We start from the raw sequence: 19,321 nt of genomic DNA, 5'->3' as shown, positions 1-19,321 counted from the left end.
TATCCTCTGAGCGGTCGCGCCGGCTCACGGCACGCTCAGAGGCGGCTTAGGAGCAGCAGGACGGGAAGGCAAGCCGCGCGCGGGCGGGTGGCCTTGGGTGCGATATGGTCCTGCATCATCATGGGGCGAAGTATAGGGATGGTGCGCGGGCTTGAAAACCCCCGGATTTCACGGGTCGCTTGATACCGGGCACGGGCGCTTTAGGTCCGCTTGCATGGAAACGGCATTGGTGATCGGGGCGTCGGGCGGGATCGGTTCGGCTGTGCGCGCAGCGCTGGAGGCTCGGGGCGTGGCGGTGACGGGGCTGTCGCGGTCGGAGGACGGGCTGGACGTGACCGACGAGGGGTCGGTCGCGCGTTGTCTCGGTGATCTGGAGGGGCCGTTTGACCTGGTCTTCGTGGCGACCGGGGCTCTGGAGCTTGACGGTCGCGGGCCGGAGAAATCGCTGAAACACCTGGAGGCCGACGCGATGGTGGCGCAGTTTCGGCTGAACTGCGTGGGGCCGTCGCTGGTGCTGAAGCATTCGGTGAGGTTGCTGCCGCGCAAGGGGAGGGCGGTGTTCGCGGCGCTGTCGGCGCGGGTCGGGTCGATCGGCGATAACGGCTTCGGTGGCTGGTACAGTTACCGGACGGCGAAGGCGGCGCTGAACCAGATGATACATACCGGGGCGATCGAGCTGGGGCGGACGCACAAGGGCGCGATCTGCGTGGCGCTGCATCCGGGCACGGTGGAGACGGCGTTGACGGCGGACTACGCGAAGGGCCATCCGACCGTTCCGGCGGCGGAGGCGGCGGCGAACCTGCTTGCGGTGATTGACGGGCTGGGGCCCGGCGATAGCGGGCAGTTCCTTGACTGGCGGGGGGAGCGAGTGCCGTGGTGAAGCTGGTTCTGGTGCTGGGGGATCAATTGTCGGACGGGGTGGCGGCGCTGAAGGCGGCGGACAAGTCCGAGGATATCGTGGTGATGGCGGAGGTGGGGGACGAGACCGGCTACGTGCCGCACCACCCGAAGAAGATCGCTCTGGTGCTCTCGGCCATGCGGCATTTCGCGACGCACCTGGAGGACGAGGGCTGGACGGTCGCCTATACGAAGCTCGACGATCCGGGGGCCACGAAGTCGATCGTGGGCGAGTTGATGCGGCGGGGGCTGGACCATGACACCAGCGAGGTGATCGCCACCAGCCCGGGCGAATGGCGGCTGGTGGAGGCGCTGGAAAACGCGCCGCTGAAGGTGACGATGCTGCCCGACGACCGGTTCGTGGCGAGCCTCGACGAGTTCAACGACTGGGCCGAGGGGCGCAAGGAATTGCGGATGGAGTATTTCTACCGCGAGATGCGCCGCAAGACCGGGCTCTTGATGGATGGCGACAAGCCCGAGGGCGGCAAGTGGAATTACGACCATGACAACCGCAAGCCGGCCTCGGACGACATGCTGCGGGCCAAGCCCATGCAGTTCACGCCGGACGAGGTGACGGAAGAGGTGCTGGACCTGGTCGAGACCCGGTTCGGGAAGAATTTCGGGGAACTGCGGCCGTTTCATTTCGCCGTGACACGGGGGCAGGCGCTTCGGGCGCTCGATCATTTCGCCAAGGAATTGCTGCCGGAATTCGGGCCCTACCAGGATGCGATGCTGGCCGGCGACAAGTACCTGAACCATTCGCTTCTGAGCGCATATCTGAACATCGGCCTGCTGGATCCTGTGGAAATCTGCACCCGTGTGGAAGAGGAATGGAAAGCCGGTCGCGTGCCGCTCAACTCGGCCGAGGGGTATATCCGGCAGGTGATCGGCTGGCGGGAATATGTGCGCGGGCTCTATTTCCGGGAGGGGCCGGATTACGCCGCGCGCAACGGGCTGAAGCATGACCGCGCCCTGCCGCCGCTCTACTGGGGGGCGGAGACGAAGATGGCCTGCCTCGAGGCGGCGGTGGCGCAGACGCGGGACGAGGCCTATGCCCACCACATCCAGCGGCTGATGGTCACCGGCAATTTCGCCCTGCTGGCGGGGGTGGACCCGACCGAGGTCCATGAATGGTACCTGTCGGTCTATTTCGATGCCTTCGAATGGGTCGAGGCGCCCAACACGGTGGGGATGAGCCAGTATGCCGATGGTGGGATCATCGCGTCGAAGCCATACGTGAGCTCGGGCAATTACATCGACCGGATGTCGGATTACTGCGGCACCTGCGCCTATTCGGTGAAGAAGAAGACGGGCGAGGGGGCCTGCCCGTTCAACCTGCTCTACTGGCATTTCCTGGTGCGGCACCGGGAGCGGTTCAAGGGCAATCCGCGGATGGCGCAGATGTACCGGACATGGGACCGGATGGAGAAGGCCAAGCGCGATACGGTGATGGATGAGGCGGAGGCGTTTCTGAAAAAGCTCGACGCCGGGGAGCCTGTCTAGCTGGGGAGCCTCCGGCGGGGATATTTGGGGCCAGAAGAAGCGACAGGGCGCGCCATGCTTCTTCTGGCCGGAAAATATCCCGGGGAGCTTGAGGGGCTGGCCCCTCAATCCGGAGGGATGAACCGGGCTATTCGGTGGATTGGGGCTCGTCCGCGCCGTCTTCGGTGGGCTGGGCGTCCTGGGTGGCGGCCTCCTGCGTCGTGGAGTCCTCGGTGACCGTTTCGGTCAGCGCGCCGTCGAGCCATTCGCCGCTGGCCTCCTCGCCGCTGGCATAGCGCATGGTGCCCTCGCCCTGGCGCTTGCCGCGCAGGAAGGTGCCTTCGTAGACATCGCCGTTGGTGTAGGTGGCCACGCCCTGGCCGGAGATTTCGCCCTCCTGCCATTCGCCTTCGTAGGTGAAGCCATCGGGCATGACGATCTTGCCCTGGCCGTGGCGCTGGCCGTCGGCGAACTGGCCTTCGTAGACGGTGCCGTCGGGATAGGTGGCGGTGCCCTGGCCGTGGCGCTGGCCGTCCTGCCATTCGCCCTCGTAGCGGTAGCCGTCGGCATAGGTCATGGTGCCGGTGCCGTGGTTGCGGGCGTTCTCGAACTCGCCCTCGTAGACCAGCCCATTGGGATAGGTGGCCTTGCCGGTGCCGTCGATCACGCCGCCGGTCCACTCGCCCTCGTAGGTGGAGCCGTCGGGATAGGTGATCTTGCCCATGCCGTTGGCGAGGTCGTCGCGGAACTCGCCCACGTAGACGGAGCCGTCGGGGTAGGTGACGGTGCCCTGGCCGGAGATCTTGCCGGCCACCCAGTTGCCCTCGTAGCGGTAGCCGTCGGTGCCGGTGAAGGTGCCCTGGCCGTGGCGGCGGTCTTCGGCGAACTCGCCCTCGTAGATATCGCCGTTGTTGTAGACCACGCGGCCCGTGCCCTCGCGCCGGCCGCGGACGAGGTCGCCCTCGTAGACGTCGCCGTTGGGCTGGGTGAGCTTGCCCTTGCCGTCTATCTGGCCGTCTTTCCAGCGGCCCGCGTAGATCAGCCCGTCGGGCATGGAGAGGGTGCCTTCGCCCTCGCGGGCGCCGTTGACGACCTGGCCCTCGTAGACCGCGCCGTCAGGGTATGTGATCTTGGCCATGCCCTCCTTGACGCCGTCGACCCATTCGCCGTCGTAGACATAGCCGCCGGGGCTTTCCATGCGGCCGCGGCCGTGATGCATGGCGTTGCGAAACTCGCCGTCATAGCGGACGCCGTTGGCATAGACCGCCACGCCGCGCCCGGTGATCTTGCCGTCGAGCCATTCGCCCTCGTAGGTGCCCTCGTCGGCGAAGATGATCTTGCCCACGCCGTGGGGCTTGCCGCGCAGGAACTGCCCCTCGTAGACCGAGCCGTTGGGGAAGCGTGCGGTGCCCTGGCCGCGGATCTCGCCCTCGACCCATTCGCCGGAATATTCGTAGCCATTGGGAAGCGTATAGGTGCCGGTGCCGTGCTGGAGCCCGTCCTTGAACGTGCCCTCGTAGATGCCGCCATCCTCGTATTGCTTGGTCTGCACCTCGCCATCCTGCGCGAGGGCGGCGCCGGCGGTACCGGCGACTGCGAATACGAGTAATCTGGTCAGCGTTCTGCTCATGTCTGCCTCTGTTGCCCCGGCCTGCGCCCCTGCAGGTGGGGCAAATCTAGTGGACCGGGCTTATGGTGACAACGGGTTTTGGTCAAATCGCCTTTCCCTCGCGGTGTCATCTGCTAAATCAGGCGGGGACGACCGGCAAGGGAAGGGCCCGCGCATCATGACCGACAGGTTTCGCCTGACACTGGCACAGCTCAATGCGACGGTAGGCGATCTGGCGGGCAATGCCGCGCTGGCGCGCGAGGCGTGGGAGGAAGGCCGCAAGGCCGGTGCGCAGATGGTTGCGCTGCCCGAGATGTTCATCACCGGCTACAACACGCAGGACCTGGTGATGAAGCCGGCCTTTCACCAGGCGGCGATTGCCGAGATCGAAAAGTTGGCCGTGGATTGCGCCGACGGCCCGGCACTGGCCATCGGCGGGCCGGCGCTGGAGGGGGCGGGGCTTTACAACGCCTATTACATCCTGAAGGGCGGGCGGACGAGCGCGAAGGTGCTTAAGCATCACCTGCCCAACGAAACGGTGTTCGACGAGGTACGGATCTATGACGTGGGCCCGGTGGGCGGGCCTTACGTGGTGGATAGTGTGCGCATCGGCAGCCCGATCTGCGAGGACAGCTGGTACGATGACGTGTCGGAGACCCTGGCCGAGACCGGGGCGGAGTTCCTGGTCGTGCCCAACGGCTCGCCCTATTACTGCGGCAAGCTGGACACGCGGCTGAACCTGATGGTGTCGCGGGTGGTCGAGACCGGGTTGCCGCTGGTCTATCTGAACCTCGTGGGCGCGCAGGACGACCAGGTGTTCGACGGGGGCACCTTCGTCCTGAACCCCGGCGGCGAGCTGATGGTGCAGATGCCGCTGATGGAGGAGGCGATCTCGCACGTCGATTTCGTGCGTACCGAGGAGGGTTGGCGCGCCGAGCCGGGGGAGCTGGCGCATATCCCCGAGGGGTTCGAGCAGGATTACCACGCGATGGTGCTGTCGCTGCGGGATTACCTGGCGAAGACCGGGTTCAGGAAGGTGTTGCTGGGGCTTTCCGGCGGGATCGACAGCGCGATCGTGGCCACCGTGGCGGTGGATGCGCTGGGCCCGGAGAACGTGCGCTGCGTGATGCTGCCGTCGGAAAATACCTCGCAGGCCTCGCTGGACGATGCCAAGGCGGTGGCCGAGAACCTGGGCTGCCGGTATGATTTCGTGCCGATTTCCGAGGGGCGGGCGGCGATCACCAACACGCTGGCGCCGCTGTTTGAGGGGCTGGAGCCGGACCTGACCGAGGAGAACATCCAGTCGCGGCTGCGCGGCCTTCTGCTGATGGCGATGTCGAACAAGTTCGGGGAGATGCTGCTGACCACCGGCAACAAGTCGGAAGTGGCGGTGGGATATGCCACGATCTATGGCGACATGGCGGGCGGGTACAACCCGATCAAGGACATGTACAAGACGCGGGTGTTCGACGTCTGCCGCTGGCGCAATGCCAACCACCGGGCGTGGATGAAGGGGCCCGGGGGCGAGGTCATTCCGCAGAACGTCATCCAGAAGCCTCCCTCGGCCGAGTTGCGAGAGGATCAGAAGGACAGCGATTCGCTGCCCGATTACCCGGTGCTGGACGGCATCCTGAAGATCCTCGTCGACCAGGACGGCTCGATCTCGGATTGCGTGGCCGCGGGATATGCCCGCGAGGATGCGAAGAAGGTGGAGCACCTGCTTTACATCTCGGAATACAAGCGGTTCCAGTCGGCGCCCGGGACAAGATTGTCGAAGCGGGCGTTCTGGCTGGACCGGCGCTATCCGATCGTCAACCGCTGGCGCGACGGCAGCTAGGCGTCAGGCGTCAGTTGTCGTCGTCGCCGCATTTGCCGTTCTTGCAGCCGTCCTCTTCGTCGCCGGGGTCGCGGCCTCCGCCGCTGGCCTGGGCCTGTTGAGCGGTGATCGCGACGGCCATGGCCGCGGCGGGCACACCCAGCAGGGTGCCGAGAATGACGTTGCGCCGAGAGACGAGGGTCTTCCGTTCATCGAGTTTCATCTGGTTATCCTCCCCTGAAACGGATGAGCCAGAATACTCCATAACCGGATTTCGCGCAAATTGGCGCCCCGGGACGGCGCCGTGAGGGCAGGTTTTGCGTGATTTCGGGGGGCGTTTGCCGGGCGTTGCCCGGACCGGATTGGGCTCCGCCCGTTCGAACCTCAAACCGTCCACTGGACGGTTTGCCGGGCAAAGCCCGGACCGGTTCTCACTCCCACCAGCGATCTATGGAGGCGATATCGTCGTCGGACCAGCCGAAATGGTGGGCGAATTCGTGGATGGTGACATGGGCCACGAGATCCTCGATATCGACGTCGCCCCGGTCGCGCCATTCGGCGAGGATGGGTTCGCGGAAAAGCCAGACGCTGTCGGGGCCGAGGGGCTGGTGGATGACCGATTTCTCGGTCATCGGGATGCCGTCGTAGAGACCGGTCAGCTCCAGCGGGTCGGCCATGCCGAGGTCGTCGAGCATCCAGCGTTCGGGCCAGTCGACAACGCGCAGCGCCACCTCCTTGGCGGCGGGCTGGAAGCCGTCGGGAAGGTCGGCGATGGCGGCGCGGGCCATCTCCTCGATCTGGGCAAGGCTGGGGTCGGGGCGTGACATGCCCCAGATATGCGGCGCGGCGCGCCGGATTGGAAGGGCGCGCCGCGGGTATTTCAGAGCATCATCTGGTAGCTGGTCGGCACGAAGCGAAAGCCGTCGCCCTGCTTCTCGGCATAGCCGGTGCCGGGCCACGGCATGTGGTAGCCCACGAAGGGCAGGTCGTCGGCGGCCATCATGTCAAGCAGCTTGCGGCGGGTAGCGGCGGCCGCGTCCTTGTCCATGTCGAATTTCACGTGCCAGTCGGGATGGGCGAGCGACCAGACGTAGTGGTTGGCGAAATCCGCCGCGATCAGGAAGCTTTCGCCCTCGCTTTCGATCATGTGGACCATGTGGCCGGGCGTGTGGCCGAAGGCGGCCATTGCCGTGTGGCCGGAAAAACCGCTGGCGCCGTCCTCCATCATCTTGGTCCGGTCGGCGAGTGGGCGCATCTTCGCCTCGAAGGTTTCGTTCTCTGCCTGTGCCCAGTGGTCGAACTCGACCTGGCCGGTGGCATAGGCCGCGTTGGGGAAGGTGGGCGTTTCGCCATCCGACAGCCCGCCGATATGGTCGCCATGCATGTGGGTGAGCACGACGAGGTCGATCATGTCGGCGCCGTAGCCTGCGGCCTCGAGCGCGGCGGTGATGCCGGCGGGGTCGAGCCCGGTGTCGAAGAGCACGAGCTGTTCGCCGGTATTGACCACGGTGGGGGTGAAGAAGAACTGGGCCTGATCGGTGGGCAGGTTGGCCTCGGCCGAGACCGTCTCGAACTCTTCCTCGCTGACGTTGAGGCCGAAAATGGAATGCGGGTCGGGCCGGGGCGTGCTGGCGGCGAGAAGCGTGGTGACTTCGAAAGCGCCCAGCTTGAAGCGGTTGTGGGTGGGGGTGGATGCGCCCATCATCGGGGCGGCGGCATGTGCGATGCCGGTGCCGGCAAAGGGCAGAGCGGCGGCGGCCGAGAGAACGGAGCGGCGGGTGAGCAGGGTGGTCATTGGCAGTCCTCCTTGTTGTCCGAGCGGAGTGTAGCGCGGGGATCGTGACAGCTCAGACATGCTCACGCCAATGTGACCCGCGGGGAGCGGCCCCGGCCATGGGGGCCGAGCATTCTGGACAATCGGGCCCGCCTGTGACATTGCCCGCTGCGACCATCCGGAGCATGAGCCAATGACCACCACCCGTTTCGCCCCGTCGCCCACCGGTTACATCCACGTGGGCAACCTGCGCACCGCGCTGATGAATTTCCTGATCGCGCGCAAGGCCGGGGGCACCTTCATCCTGCGGATCGACGACACCGATCCGGAGCGGTCGAAGGAAGAATATGTCGATGCCATCAAGGAAGACCTCGAATGGCTGGGCCTGACATGGGACCGGGTCGAGCGGCAGTCGGAGCGGCTGGACCGTTACGCGGAAGCCGCCGACCGGCTGCGCGAGATGGGTCGGTTCTACGAGGCGTTCGAGACGCCGACCGAGCTGGACCTGAAGCGGAAGAAGCAGCTGAACATGGGCCGGCCGCCGGTTTACGACCGGGCGGCGCTGTCTTTGTCTGACGAGGAGAAGGACAAGCTGCGGGCCGAGCGGGGCGATGGCGTGTGGCGGTTCAAGCTGGATCATGAGCGGATCGATTGGGACGACGGTATCCTCGGCCCGGTGTCGATCGACGCGGCCAGCGTGTCGGATCCGGTGCTGATCCGCGGCGACGGGCAGGTGCTGTACACGATGGCCTCGGTCGTCGATGACACCGAGATGGGCGTGACCCATGTCGTGCGCGGATCGGACCACGTGACCAACACCGCGACGCAGATCCAGATCATCGAGGCGCTGGGCGGCAACGTGCCGTCGTTCGCGCATCATTCGCTGCTGACCGGGCCGATGGGCGAGTCGCTGTCGAAGCGGCTGGGCACGCTGAGCCTGCGCGACCTGCGGGCGCAGGGGGTGGAGCCGATGGCGCTTCTGTCGCTGATGGCGCGGCTGGGCTCGGCCGATCCGGTGGAGCTTCGCGGTAGCGTTGACGAGCTGGTCGAGGGGTTCGACATCACGCGGTTCGGGGCGGCGCCGACGAAATTCGACGCCAATGACCTGTTCCCGCTGAGTGCGCGGATCCTGCACAATCGGCCGTTTTCGGACGTGAAGGCCGAGATCGCCGCGCTGGGCGTGCCGGACGACCAGGCCGAGCGGTTCTGGGAGGTGACGCGCGAGAATGTCTCGACGATCAAGGATCTGGGTCCGTGGTGGGTGATGTTCCGCGACGGGGCGGAGCCGGATATCGCCGAGGAAGACCGGGAATTCGTGGCCGAGGCGATGGCGCTGCTGCCCGAGGGGCCGTATGACGGAGAGACCTGGGGCAAGTGGACCGCCGAGGTGAAGGAGAAGACCGGGCGCAAGGGCAAGGGGCTGTTCATGCCGCTGCGCAAGGCGCTGACGGGTCAGAGCCACGGGCCGGACATGAGCCAGGTGCTGCCGCTGCTTCAGACGATCAAGGCGAAGCGCTAGCGCCGAAGGCGTCCTCGTAGGTTTTCTTCATCCGCGCGCGTTCCCATTCGATGGCGAGCGCCGACTGTCCGTAGTCGAAGGTGTGCCTGGCCCAGTCGCGCGCGGCCCGGGCCATGCGGTCGTTGCCGGCATCCTGAAGCGCGTCGAGCGCGTGAAGCACGCGGCGCTGGACCTCGAGATGCCCGGCGCCGTCGCGGGCGACCCCGGCGAAGGCGTATTCGACCAGGCTTTCGGGCGAGACCTCGGTGACGAAGATGCGGGTATAGGCCGGCGCATCGTCGTTGCGCGGCGTGGTGGCCCATTCCCACAGCAGGCGTTCCTGCCGGCCGACCACGTCGATGGCGGTGCCGGGGTCGTTGATGCCGGGCGACAGGGCGCGCGAGGCGATTTCGGACAGGACCAGCAGGCCATAGGTGGCATCCTGTTCGAAGGTGCGGAACTCGCCGATGGTGAGGCCCGCCTGCACCTGTTCGATCTGATCCTCGTCGAGGCCCGCCACGTGGCCCACGGTCTGCCCCTTTAGCACGAAGGTGCCGGGCGGGGTGGTGAACCAGACGCGGGCGGCCGCGCCCGGCAGGCAATCGTCGATATGGGGCAGGTTCATCACCTGGATGTAGCCCGAGTTGGGGGCGGGAAGCGGCTTGGCGTCGGGCGGGATCACCGTGTCCCCGGTCAGCGGTGTCGCGGTCAGGGCGGGGCTTTGCCGGGTGGTCATCAGGCTGGCGCGCGCCTCCTCGTCGGTCTTGCGCAGGGTGGCGTCCATGCTGCCGAGATCGCTGAGGCGGTCGATCCAGCGCAGCATGGCGAGGATTACCAGCACCACCACCAGCACGGTCATCCCCATGAGGATCACCGCCGAGCCCTCGGCATGCAGCCCGGCCTGCACGAGGATGATGGAACTGAGCGAATAGACGAAGGCGCCGATGAAGGTGGCCAGCGCCGTGTGGGTGACGGTATCGTTCAAGAGGATGCGGTGGGCACGGGGCGTGGCCTGGGCCGCCGCCGCGTGGTGGGCGGTGACCATGACGTTGAGGGAGAAGGTGCTGACCGCCAGCATGCCCGAGGCGAGGATCTTCAGCACCGGCATCACCGCGTCGGTGCCGAACCGCTGGCGCAGGGCTTCGGGCAGGATGGTCTCGAACGCCATCGCCAGCCCCGAGGCCAGCAGCGCCAGCACCGAGATCAGCGCGACCCGGATCCAGAGGCTGCGGACGAAGCGCAGGATCTTGAGCGCGGTGCCCGAGACGATCGCCGATCTTTCCATGAAGGTTTCCTTTTCCGTCTTCGCAGCCTAGGCGACTAGCGGGTGAAAAGGCGAACCTTTCTTTCGGCCAGCATGTCATCGACGAGGGCGCGCTCGTGCTCGTTGAGCGTGCGGTGGCGGGGGTAGACCGGGTCGTTGCGGTCGTCGAGCACCGGGGCGTCCCATCCATCCGTCGTGTCGAAAAACCGCTGCACCCCCTGTTCGCCGAATTCGCGCAGATAACCCTGCACGACCACGTCTATATAACTCAGCAGCGCCGGGCAGGTTTCATCGGGCGCGCCATGCTTGCCCTCTGGAATGGTGTAGACGGCGATTTCGGGGTGGTGGGCGAGGCCGTGGGTGATCTGTTCACGCGCGGCGACGCGGTCATAGGCGCCCTCGCGTTCATCGAGCGCGGCCCAGTCGGCGGCGGGGACCGGCGCGATCAGCCCGTCGATCTCGGCGGTGGGATCGGGGATGACGGTGAGATAGGCGACCGGGCGGATGACGGTGTGCCGCCAGACCCGGCGCCAGCCTTTCAGGCGGGCCATTTCGGCGTTCTGGAAATGGTGGGTGTCGCGGTTCACGAGGCTGCCGTAGCCGAAGAAATAGGCGTCGGGCAGGTCGGGTTCAGAAGTTGTATCCGCCATGTATCTTTTGATCTGTGTCATGGTGCGCCCCTTTATGTGCCTGCAATATCTTCGGACATCAAGCCGGGGGAGGCCAACAGACATGCGCGTTACCAAGCGGACCAACATCGCGTTCAGGGTTCTCATGTTCTGTGGCGTCCATGCCGGCAGGCTGGTGACCAAGGCCGAAATCGCCGAGCGCTGCAACACGTCGGAAAGCCATCTGGCCCAGGTGATCAACCGGTTGGCGCAGCTTGGCTACCTGCATACGCAGCGGGGCCGGTCCGGGGGCATCACGCTGGCGCGGCCGATGGCCGAGATCGAGGTGGGCGGGGTGTTCCGCGACCTCGAGGCGCAGGCGCCGCTGGCGGAATGTTTTGCCGATATCGACAACACCTGCCCGCTTGTCGAGGCCTGCCGGCTGCGCGAGGCGATGGCCGATGCGGCCGAGGCCTTCTATGGCCATCTCGACCGGATGACGCTGGATGACCTGATCTGCGAGAACGTGGCGCTGGCCGATATCCTGCGCCCGCCGGCTTGCGTGAAGCGGGCTTGAAACGACTCGTCCCGTATACTAGCGTACACCCAGATCGAAACGGGAGAACTGGCAACAGCCGGTGCCGAAGGAGCAACCGCCCCGGAAACTCTCAGGCCTCAGGGACCGTTTTGCATCTGAAGTGAACTCTGGAGAGATCCCGGCAGCAGGACCGGGGCGCCGAAGGGATAGCGATCTCAGGCAGAAGGACAGAGGGGGCATCGGAAAGGGCGCGCGCAGTGCGTGCCGAAACGATGCCGGATGCGACCCACCACGCGACCCGGCCTTGAAGAGCGAGAAAGGTGCGGGATGAGCGATCTCGGCAGGACGCCGCTATACGATTTGCACGTGGAACTGGGCGCGAAGATGGTGCCCTTTGCCGGCTACGAGATGCCCGTGCAGTACAAGCTTGGCGTCATGAAGGAGCATCTTCATACGCGCGAGAAGGCCGGGCTGTTCGATGTCAGCCACATGGGGCAGGTGATCCTGCGGCACGAGGGCGGCTATGGCCCGGTGGCGCAGGCGATGGAGGGGCTGGTGCCGGTGAGCCTTCTGCCCCTGGGCGAGAAGCGGCAGCGCTACGGGTTCTTCACCAATGACGCGGGCGGCATTCTCGACGACCTGATGATGACCAACCGGGGCGATCACATGCTGGTGGTGGTCAACGCGGCCTGCAAGGAGGCCGATATCGCGCATATGAAGGCGGGGCTGCCGGGCGTCGAGGTGGCCGAGCAGCGCGACCGCGCGTTGCTGGCGCTGCAGGGCCCGGCGGCGGAAGCGGTGCTGGAGCCGGTGGCGCCGGGCTGCGACATCATGAAATTCATGGATACCGGCATTTTCAACTCGGATTTCGGGGAACTGTGGGTGTCGCGCTCGGGCTATACGGGCGAGGACGGCTACGAGATCTCGGTGCACGCGACCCATGCCGAGGCGCTGGCGCGGCACCTGCTGGCGCATGAGGCGGTGGAACCCATCGGGCTTGGCGCCCGCGACAGTTTGCGGCTGGAGGGCGGGCTTTGCCTTTACAGCCACGATATCGACGAGACGACCAGCCCGGTGGAGGGGAACCTTGCCTGGGCGATCCAGAAGGTGCGCCGCAATGGCGGCGACCGGGCGGGCGGTTTTCCGGGCGCCGAGCGTATCCTGAACGAGCTGGACGAGGGCACGCCGCGCCTGCGCGTGGGCCTTGCCCCCGAAGGCCGCGCGCCGATGCGCGAGGGTGTGCAGCTTTTCGCCAACGAGGAGGGTGGCGAGGCCATTGGCCACGTGACATCCGGCGCGTTCGGTCCGACGGTGGGCGCGCCGGTGTCGATGGGCTACGTGCCCGCCGAGCTGTCGCGCCCCGGTGCCCGGCTTTACGGCGAGGTGCGCGGCAAGCGCCTGCCGGTGCGGGTGGCCGAACTGCCCTTTACGCCTGCCAATTTCAAACGCTGATCCAACACGAGGGAGACCCACATGAAATTCACCGAACAGCATGAATGGCTGAAGCCCGAAGGCGACGAGATTGTCGTCGGCATCACCGAACATGCCGCCAACGAGCTGGGCGATATCGTTTTCATCGAGCTGCCCGAGGAGGGCAAGACCGTCAGCAAGGATGACGAGATCGTGGTGATCGAAAGCGTCAAGGCCGCATCCGACATCATGGCGCCGGTCGATGGCGAAATCACGGAAGTGAACGAGGCGATCGTCGACGAGCCGGGCAAGGTGAACGAGGACCCGATGGGCGATGGCTGGTTCTTCAAGATCAAGCCCTCGGACCCCAGCCAGATGGACGACCTGATGGACGAGGCCGCGTACCAGCAGTTCATCAGTTGAGGCGTGCCGCATGGGGGCGGCCGTTGCGCCGCCTCCGGCGGGAGTATTTGGCGAAAGATGAAAGCCGGGCGGCGCGGCCTGCGCCGGCCCGCAATTCCAGACGAGGTTAAGAGATGCCCTTCAAACCCACCGACTACCTGCCCTACGATTTCGCCAACCGCCGCCATATCGGCCCCTCGCCGGAAGAGATGGAGGAGATGCTGAAGGTGGTGGGCGCCGAGAGCCTCGATGCGCTGATCGACGAGACCGTGCCGAAGGCGATCCGGCAGGAAAAGCCGCTCGATTTCGGCAAGCCAAAGTCGGAGCGGGAACTGCTGCATTACATGCGGGAGGTGTCGTCGAAGAACAAGGTGCTCGTCAGCCTGATCGGGCAGGGCTATCACGGCACGGTGACGCCGCCCGCGATCCAGCGGAACATCCTCGAGAACCCGGCGTGGTACACCTCCTACACACCCTACCAGCCCGAGATCAGCCAGGGCCGGCTCGAGGCGCTTTTGAACTTCCAGACCATGATCAGCGACCTGACGGGGCTGGAGATCGCCAATGCCTCGCTTCTGGACGAGGCAACGGCCTGTGCCGAGGCGATGACCATGGCGCAGCGGGTGTCGAAATCGAAGGCCACGGCGTTCTTCGTCGACCGCGATTGCCACCCGCAGAACATCGCCGTGATCAAGACGCGGGCCGAGCCGCTGGGCATCGAGGTGATCGTCGGCAACCCCGACAAGCTGGAGGCCGACAAGGTGTTCGGCGCGATCTTCCAGTATCCCGGCACCTATGGCCACGTGCGCGATTTCAGCGACCAGATCGCGGCGCTGCATGAGCATCAGGGGATCGGCGTCGTTTCCGCCGACCCGCTGTCGCTGACCCTGCTGAAGGAGCCGGGCGCGATGGGGGCGGATATCGCCGTGGGCAGCACCCAGCGCTTCGGTGTGCCGATGGGCTATGGCGGGCCGCACGCGGCCTACATGGCCTGCCGCGAGCCGATGAAGCGGGCGATGCCGGGGCGGATCGTGGGCGTGTCGGTGGACAGCCACGGCAACCGGGCCTATCGCCTGGCTCTGCAGACCCGCGAGCAGCATATCCGGCGCGAGAAGGCCACCAGCAATGTCTGCACCGCGCAGGCGCTTCTGGCGGTGATGGCGTCGATGTATGCCGTGTTCCACGGGCCCAAGGGGCTGAAGGCCATCGCGCAGCGCATCCACCGCAAGACCGTGCGGCTGGCCCGCGGGCTGGAGGAGAACGGGTTCAAGGTGGACCCCAAGGCGTTCTTCGACACGATCACCGTGGATGTGGGCCCGCTTCAGGCCGCGGTGATGAAATCGGCGGTGGACGAGGGGATCAACCTGCGCCGCGTGGGCGAGACCCGCGTCGGCATCACCATCGACGAGGCGACGCGGCCGGAAAGCGTGGAAGGCGTCTGGCGGGCCTTCGGGATCCAGCGGAAGGATGACGATTTCGAGCCCGAGTACCGGGTGCCCGAGAAGATGCATCGGACGTCCGAGTACCTGACCCACCCGATCTTCCACATGAACCGGGCCGAGACCGAGATGATGCGCTACATGCGGCGGCTGGCGGACCGCGACCTCGCGCTCGACCGGGCGATGATCCCGCTGGGAAGCTGCACGATGAAGCTCAACTCGGCCGCCGAGATGATGCCGGTGAGCTGGCGCGAGTTCTCGGGTCTGCACCCGTTCTGCCCGGAGGACCAGGCGCAGGGCTACAGGCACCTGATCGACGACCTGAACGCCAAGCTGTGCGAGATCACCGGCTATGACGCCATTTCCATGCAGCCCAACTCGGGCGCGCAGGGGGAATATGCGGGGCTGCTGACCATCGCCGCCTATCACCGCGCGAATGGCGAGGGGCACCGCAATGTCTGCCTCATCCCGATGAGCGCCCATGGCACCAACCCGGCCAGCGCCCAGATGGTGGGCTGGAAGGTGGTGGTGGTGAAATCCGGCAAGAGCGGGGATATCGACCTCGAGGATTTCCGGGCCAAGGCGGAAGAGCATTCCGAGAACCTGGCCGGCTGCATGATCACCTATCCCAGCACCCATGGCGTCTTCGAGGAGACGGTGCGCGATGTCTGCCAGATCGTGCATGACCATGGCGGGCAGGTCTATATCGACGGGGCGAACCTCAATGCGATGGTGGGGCTGGCACGGCCCGGCGACGTGGGCGGCGACGTGAGCCACCTGAACCTGCACAAGACCTTCTGCATTCCGCATGGCGGCGGCGGGCCCGGCATGGGGCCGATCGGGGTGAAGGCGCACCTGGCGGATCACCTGCCGGGCCACCCGGCGACGGGGGGCGCGGCCGGGCCGGTCTCCGCCGCGCCCTTTGGCTCGCCCTCGATCCTGCCGATCAGCTGGGCCTACATCCTGATGATGGGCGGCGCCGGGCTGACGCAGGCGACGCGGGTGGCGATCCTGAACGCCAACTACGTCGCCAAGCGGCTCGAGGGGGCCTATGACGTGCTCTACAAGGGGTCGCAGGGGCGGATCGCGCATGAATGCATCCTCGACACCCGCCCCTTTGCCGAAAGCGCCAAGGTGACGGTGGACGACATCGCCAAGCGGCTGATCGACAACGGGTTCCACGCGCCCACGATGAGCTGGCCGGTGGCGGGCACGCTGATGGTGGAGCCCACGGAAAGCGAGACCAAGGCCGAGCTCGACCGGTTCTGCGAGGCGATGCTGGCCATCCGCGAGGAGATCCGGGACGTGGAGGAGGGCCGCATCGACGGCGAGAACAACCCGCTGAAGAACGCGCCGCACACGATGGAGGACCTGGTGAAGGAATGGGAGCGGCCCTACAGCCGCGAGCAGGCCTGTTTCCCGCCGGGCGCTTTCCGGGTCGACAAGTACTGGCCGCCGGTCAACCGGGTCGACAACGCCTATGGCGACCGGCACCTCGTCTGTACCTGCCCGCCGATGGAGGAATATGCCGAGGCGGCGGAGTAACCCGCCCGGCAACGGCGGGGCTTTACGGAGCCCCGCGCTTCCTCTAATCGCCGTCCGGATGGACCCATGTCCGGGAGGCGGTGATGGTCAAGACGGAACGCTTCGTCTTTTACCTGGTCGATGAATTTGCGCATCTGTCCTTTTCCTGCGCGGTCGAGCCGCTCAGGATCGCCAATCTCGTGTCCGGCAAACCGCTCTACGAGTGGAGCTTCGCCTCGGAGAACGGTGAGACGGCGCTCGGCAACAACGGCACCGTCGTGCGGGTGCATGGCGGGTTCGACCAGCCGGTGAAGGCGGACCGGCTGTTCCTGCTGGCCGGCTCGAACATGCGCAACCACCTGACGAAGCGGCTCCTGTCGGCGCTCCGGCGCGAGCGGTCGCATGGCACGCAAATCGGGGCGCTGTGCTCTGCGGCCTATATCCTGGCCTATGCCGGGATGCTGGACGGGATGCGCGCGGCCATTCACTGGGCCTATCACGACCTTTTCGTCGAGGAGTTCCCGAACGTGGAGCTAGTGCCCAATGTCTTCGTCGCCGACGAGAAGATCATCACCGCCTCGGGCGGGACGGCGACGGCGGACCTGATGCTGCACCTGATGGGGCAGGCGCACGGGGCGGACCTGGCCAACGAGGTGGCCGACCAGATGGTCTACAACACCGTGCGCGAGGCCTCGGCCACGCAGAAGGTTTCGGTCCAGGCGCGGCACGGGATGCGCAACCCGCACCTGACCCAGGCGGTGCAGATCATGTCGGAGTCGATCGAGGACCCGGTGCCCACGGCAGAGGTCGCCCGGCAGGTGGGGATCTCGACCCGCCAGCTCGAGCGGCTGTTCGGCCAGTACCTGGAGCGGTCGCCGTCGAAATACTACCTCGAGATGCGGCTGCAGCGGGCGCGGAACCTGCTGTTGCAGAGCGAGAAGTCGGTGACCGAGATCGCGGTGGCGACGGGGTTCCGCTCGACCACCCATTTCGCGCGGGTCTACCGTGGCCTTTTCGGGGTGTCGCCGGGTGGACAGCGGGCGCGCCTGACCTGACTTGGCGGCGCCTGGTCTGACTGTCGGATACCTCCGGCGGGGATATTTGGGCCAAGAAGAAGCCGGGTGACGTGCTTCTTCTTGGTTGGAAATATCCCGGGGGGAGCGTTGAAATCTCCTGATTTCAACGTGGGGGGCTGGCCCCCCTGCTGCGCTCTCAGTCCAGCAGGAAGGAGAAGGTGTCGCGCAGGCGGGTCCAGCTTTGTTCGTCGGGGGCGGCGAGGACGTAGCTGTGCATCTTCCCGGCCACGAAATCGGAGCCGTCGAGCATGCGCGCGACGCCGCCCGCTTTCCGGGTGATCAGCACGCCGGCGGCGTGGTCCCACGGCTTGGGCGGGCCGGAGAGGAGGAAATCCATCCCGCCCTGCGCCAGCGTCCGGTAATGGTGGCAGGAACAGCGCAGGGCCGTGGTGAAGGCGAAGCGGGGCAGGGTTTCGGCGAGCGCTGCGCGCTTGTCTTCCGGCAGGTTGTAGATGGGCACGTAGCCCGACAGGTCGGCCAGTTCGGCGCCCTGCGAGACGCTGAGCGGGCGGTCGGCGCCGAGGCTGCGGGCGAGCGTCGCGCCCTCGCTGCCTTCGTCGGCGGTGATCCAGTCATCCATCACAGGGTCGTAGAGCAGCCCCCAGACCGGGCGGCCGAAGCGGGTGGCCGAGAGGATCACGCCGAAGAGCGAGAGGCCGTGGGCGAAGTTCCAGGTGCCGTCGACCGGGTCGATGATGAAGGCCAGTTCCGCCTCGGCCAGCTTGTCGGTGATCGAGGGATCGTCGGCCGCGGCCTCCTCGCCCACCACGAGGGCGTGGGGGAACATCTGCTGGATGCCGCGCGCGAGCATCGCCTCGGCCGCGATGTCGGCGGCGGTGACGAGGTCGAACCGGTCGGCCTTGGCCGAGATGTCGGCGTGGCCGAGATTGCGGAAATGCGGCATGATCTCGGTCTTGGCGGCGCGGCGGACGAGGTTCACGAGGCTGGTCTGCTGGGCCGGGCTGAGCGGCGAGGTCAGCGGGATGGGCAGGCTGTCGGGCATGGGCGATTCCCCTTTCGGGCTGGCTTGGGCCATGAAGTGCCACCCTTGGCCGGGAAGTTCAACTTGGGCCTAGTCCTGTGCGCGGAGAACGCGGGCCGGCTTGGCCGAGACCGGGCCGAGGGCGAAGGCGAGGCCGGCGAGCAGGCTGATGACCGCGCCGCCCGCGACGATCAGCACGGCCGGGCCCCAGGCGATCTCGAAGCCGGTGTCCATGATGTAGTGGCTGACCGCCCAGCCGCCGGCGATGCCCGCGAAGAGCGCCACCAGCCCGGCGGCCATGCCGAGGAGGCCCGAGCGCAGGGTCAGCCCGGCAAGGATGCGGGCGCGGGTGGCGCCGAGGGTTTTCAGGATCGCCGCCTCGTAGCTGCGCGAGCGCTGGTCGGCGGCGGCCGCGCCGATGAGGACGAGGAAGCCGGTGAGCAGCGTCGCCGCCGCCCCCCAGGCCGTGGCGGAGGCGAGGCCCGCCAGAAGGTCGCTGACCTGGTCGATGGCGTCGCGGACGCGGATGGCGGTGATGTTGGGGTAGCTGTCGGAGAGGTCGCGGAAGATCGCCGCTTCGGCGGCCTCGTCGGCATAGACGGTGGCGATGAAGGTATGCGGCGCGGCTTCGAGCGCGGCCTGGTTCATGACCATGATGAAGCCCATTCCGGCGGTCGAGAAATCGACCTCGCGGAAGGAGGTGAGGGTCGCCGTGATGTCGCGGCCGAGGATGTTGACGGTGATCTCGTCGCCGAGCTTGAGCCCCATCTCGGCGGCTTCTTCGGCCGCGAAGCTGACCTGCGGCGCGCCCTCGTATCCTTCGCCCCACCAGTCTCCGGCGGTAATCGTGGTGCGGGAGGGCAGCGCGTCGGCATAGGTGATGCCGCGGTCGCCCTGGACGACCCAGTGTTCGCCCGCGACCTCGGATGCGGGCCGGCCGTTGATGCGGCTGAGGATGCCGCGCAGCATGGGGGCGTTGTCGATGCGGCTGACGCCGGGGTC

General features: G+C 66.6%; 17 protein-coding genes and 2 riboswitches. Of the genes, 9 read left to right on the top strand and 8 right to left on the bottom strand.

What is annotated here, in order from left to right; translation table 11 throughout:
* The first annotated feature begins 214 nt into the window (after window positions 1-214).
* Both ACO07J_RS01600 and ACO07J_RS01595 read left to right on the top strand, forming a co-directional pair.
* Complete coding sequence (locus ACO07J_RS01600; protein WP_422025671.1) at window positions 215-880, top strand: SDR family NAD(P)-dependent oxidoreductase; 666 nt, start codon at window positions 215-217, stop codon at window positions 878-880.
* Complete coding sequence (locus tag ACO07J_RS01595; protein WP_422025669.1) at window positions 874-2,400, top strand: cryptochrome/photolyase family protein; 1,527 nt, start codon at window positions 874-876, stop codon at window positions 2,398-2,400. The genes ACO07J_RS01600 and ACO07J_RS01595 overlap by 7 nt, the downstream gene beginning before the upstream one ends.
* Window positions 2,401-2,527: 127 nt before the next feature.
* Here ACO07J_RS01595 and ACO07J_RS01590 read toward each other — a convergent pair whose 3' ends face one another.
* The gene (locus tag ACO07J_RS01590) at window positions 2,528-4,009 is read right to left on the bottom strand and encodes an MORN repeat-containing protein (protein WP_422025667.1); all 1,482 of its coding nucleotides are present in this window, start codon (window positions 4,007-4,009) and stop codon (window positions 2,528-2,530) included.
* Between the two features lie 157 nt (window positions 4,010-4,166).
* Here ACO07J_RS01590 and ACO07J_RS01585 point away from each other — a divergent pair, with 157 nt between their 5' ends.
* Entirely contained in the window at window positions 4,167-5,825 is a 1,659-nt protein-coding gene (locus tag ACO07J_RS01585) for an NAD+ synthase (RefSeq protein WP_422025665.1), read from the top strand.
* 10 nt (window positions 5,826-5,835) lie between these two features.
* Here ACO07J_RS01585 and ACO07J_RS01580 read toward each other — a convergent pair whose 3' ends face one another.
* From ACO07J_RS01580 to ACO07J_RS01570, 3 genes are all read right to left on the bottom strand, one after another.
* Window positions 5,836-6,027 carry a hypothetical protein gene (locus ACO07J_RS01580; protein WP_422025663.1) on the bottom strand — a complete coding sequence of 64 codons (192 nt, stop codon included), beginning with the start codon at window positions 6,025-6,027 and terminating at the stop codon, window positions 5,836-5,838.
* Window positions 6,028-6,235: 208 nt separating this feature from the next.
* Window positions 6,236-6,631, bottom strand: a complete 396-nt coding sequence (locus ACO07J_RS01575) for a metallopeptidase family protein (RefSeq protein ID WP_422025661.1) — start codon at window positions 6,629-6,631, stop codon at window positions 6,236-6,238.
* Between the two features lie 53 nt (window positions 6,632-6,684).
* Window positions 6,685-7,599: an MBL fold metallo-hydrolase gene (locus ACO07J_RS01570; RefSeq protein WP_422025659.1), complete on the bottom strand. Its 915-nt coding sequence runs from the start codon at window positions 7,597-7,599 to the stop codon at window positions 6,685-6,687.
* 172 nt (window positions 7,600-7,771) lie between these two features.
* Here ACO07J_RS01570 and gltX point away from each other — a divergent pair, with 172 nt between their 5' ends.
* On the top strand, window positions 7,772-9,097 hold the full coding sequence (gene gltX, locus ACO07J_RS01565; RefSeq protein ID WP_422025657.1) for a glutamate--tRNA ligase: 1,326 nt from the start codon (window positions 7,772-7,774) through the stop codon (window positions 9,095-9,097).
* Here gltX and ACO07J_RS01560 read toward each other — a convergent pair.
* Together ACO07J_RS01560 and ACO07J_RS01555 are read right to left on the bottom strand one after the other, a co-directional pair.
* On the bottom strand, window positions 9,081-10,361 hold the full coding sequence (locus ACO07J_RS01560) for a DUF2254 domain-containing protein (protein ID WP_422025655.1): 1,281 nt from the start codon (window positions 10,359-10,361) through the stop codon (window positions 9,081-9,083). The two genes, gltX and ACO07J_RS01560, sit on opposite strands and share 17 nt — an antisense overlap.
* 35 nt (window positions 10,362-10,396) lie before the next feature.
* The gene (locus tag ACO07J_RS01555) at window positions 10,397-11,011 is read right to left on the bottom strand and encodes a gamma-glutamylcyclotransferase family protein (RefSeq protein WP_422025653.1); all 615 of its coding nucleotides are present in this window, start codon (window positions 11,009-11,011) and stop codon (window positions 10,397-10,399) included.
* Window positions 11,012-11,072: 61 nt separating this feature from the next.
* Here ACO07J_RS01555 and ACO07J_RS01550 point away from each other — a divergent pair, with 61 nt between their 5' ends.
* The 5 genes from ACO07J_RS01550 to ACO07J_RS01530 all read left to right on the top strand — a co-directional run bounded on the left by ACO07J_RS01550 (window position 11,073) and on the right by ACO07J_RS01530 (window position 17,316).
* Complete coding sequence (locus tag ACO07J_RS01550; RefSeq protein WP_422025651.1) at window positions 11,073-11,525, top strand: RrF2 family transcriptional regulator; 453 nt, start codon at window positions 11,073-11,075, stop codon at window positions 11,523-11,525.
* Window positions 11,526-11,555: 30 nt separating this feature from the next.
* Window positions 11,556-11,643, top strand: a riboswitch (glycine riboswitch).
* A riboswitch (glycine riboswitch) is annotated at window positions 11,644-11,727 on the top strand.
* An 86-nt stretch (window positions 11,728-11,813) separates the two neighbouring features.
* Window positions 11,814-12,938, top strand: coding sequence for a glycine cleavage system aminomethyltransferase GcvT (gcvT, locus tag ACO07J_RS01545; RefSeq protein WP_422025649.1), 1,125 nt, complete (start codon window positions 11,814-11,816; stop codon window positions 12,936-12,938).
* A 21-nt stretch (window positions 12,939-12,959) separates the two neighbouring features.
* Window positions 12,960-13,319 (top strand): glycine cleavage system protein GcvH, encoded by a 360-nt coding sequence (gcvH, locus tag ACO07J_RS01540; RefSeq protein WP_300895758.1) that lies wholly within the window; start codon window positions 12,960-12,962, stop codon window positions 13,317-13,319.
* Window positions 13,320-13,432: 113 nt separating this feature from the next.
* Window positions 13,433-16,282: an aminomethyl-transferring glycine dehydrogenase gene (gene gcvP / locus ACO07J_RS01535; RefSeq protein ID WP_422025647.1), complete on the top strand. Its 2,850-nt coding sequence runs from the start codon at window positions 13,433-13,435 to the stop codon at window positions 16,280-16,282.
* 83 nt (window positions 16,283-16,365) lie between these two features.
* Complete coding sequence (locus tag ACO07J_RS01530; RefSeq protein WP_422025645.1) at window positions 16,366-17,316, top strand: GlxA family transcriptional regulator; 951 nt, start codon at window positions 16,366-16,368, stop codon at window positions 17,314-17,316.
* 157 nt (window positions 17,317-17,473) lie between these two features.
* Here ACO07J_RS01530 and ACO07J_RS01525 read toward each other — a convergent pair whose 3' ends face one another.
* Together ACO07J_RS01525 and ACO07J_RS01520 are read right to left on the bottom strand one after the other, a co-directional pair.
* On the bottom strand, window positions 17,474-18,340 hold the full coding sequence (locus ACO07J_RS01525; RefSeq protein ID WP_422025643.1) for an inositol monophosphatase family protein: 867 nt from the start codon (window positions 18,338-18,340) through the stop codon (window positions 17,474-17,476).
* 69 nt (window positions 18,341-18,409) lie between these two features.
* On the bottom strand, window positions 18,410-19,321 hold a 912-nt coding region (locus ACO07J_RS01520), incomplete at its 5' end, for an ABC transporter permease (RefSeq protein ID WP_422025641.1).

Origin of the sequence: Roseovarius sp. (assembly GCF_965228755.1) — a bacterium.
GTDB lineage: Bacteria > Pseudomonadota > Alphaproteobacteria > Rhodobacterales > Rhodobacteraceae > Roseovarius.
The sequence above is the reverse complement of the archived record's forward strand: the minus strand, read 5'-3'. Positions and strand labels throughout refer to the sequence as shown.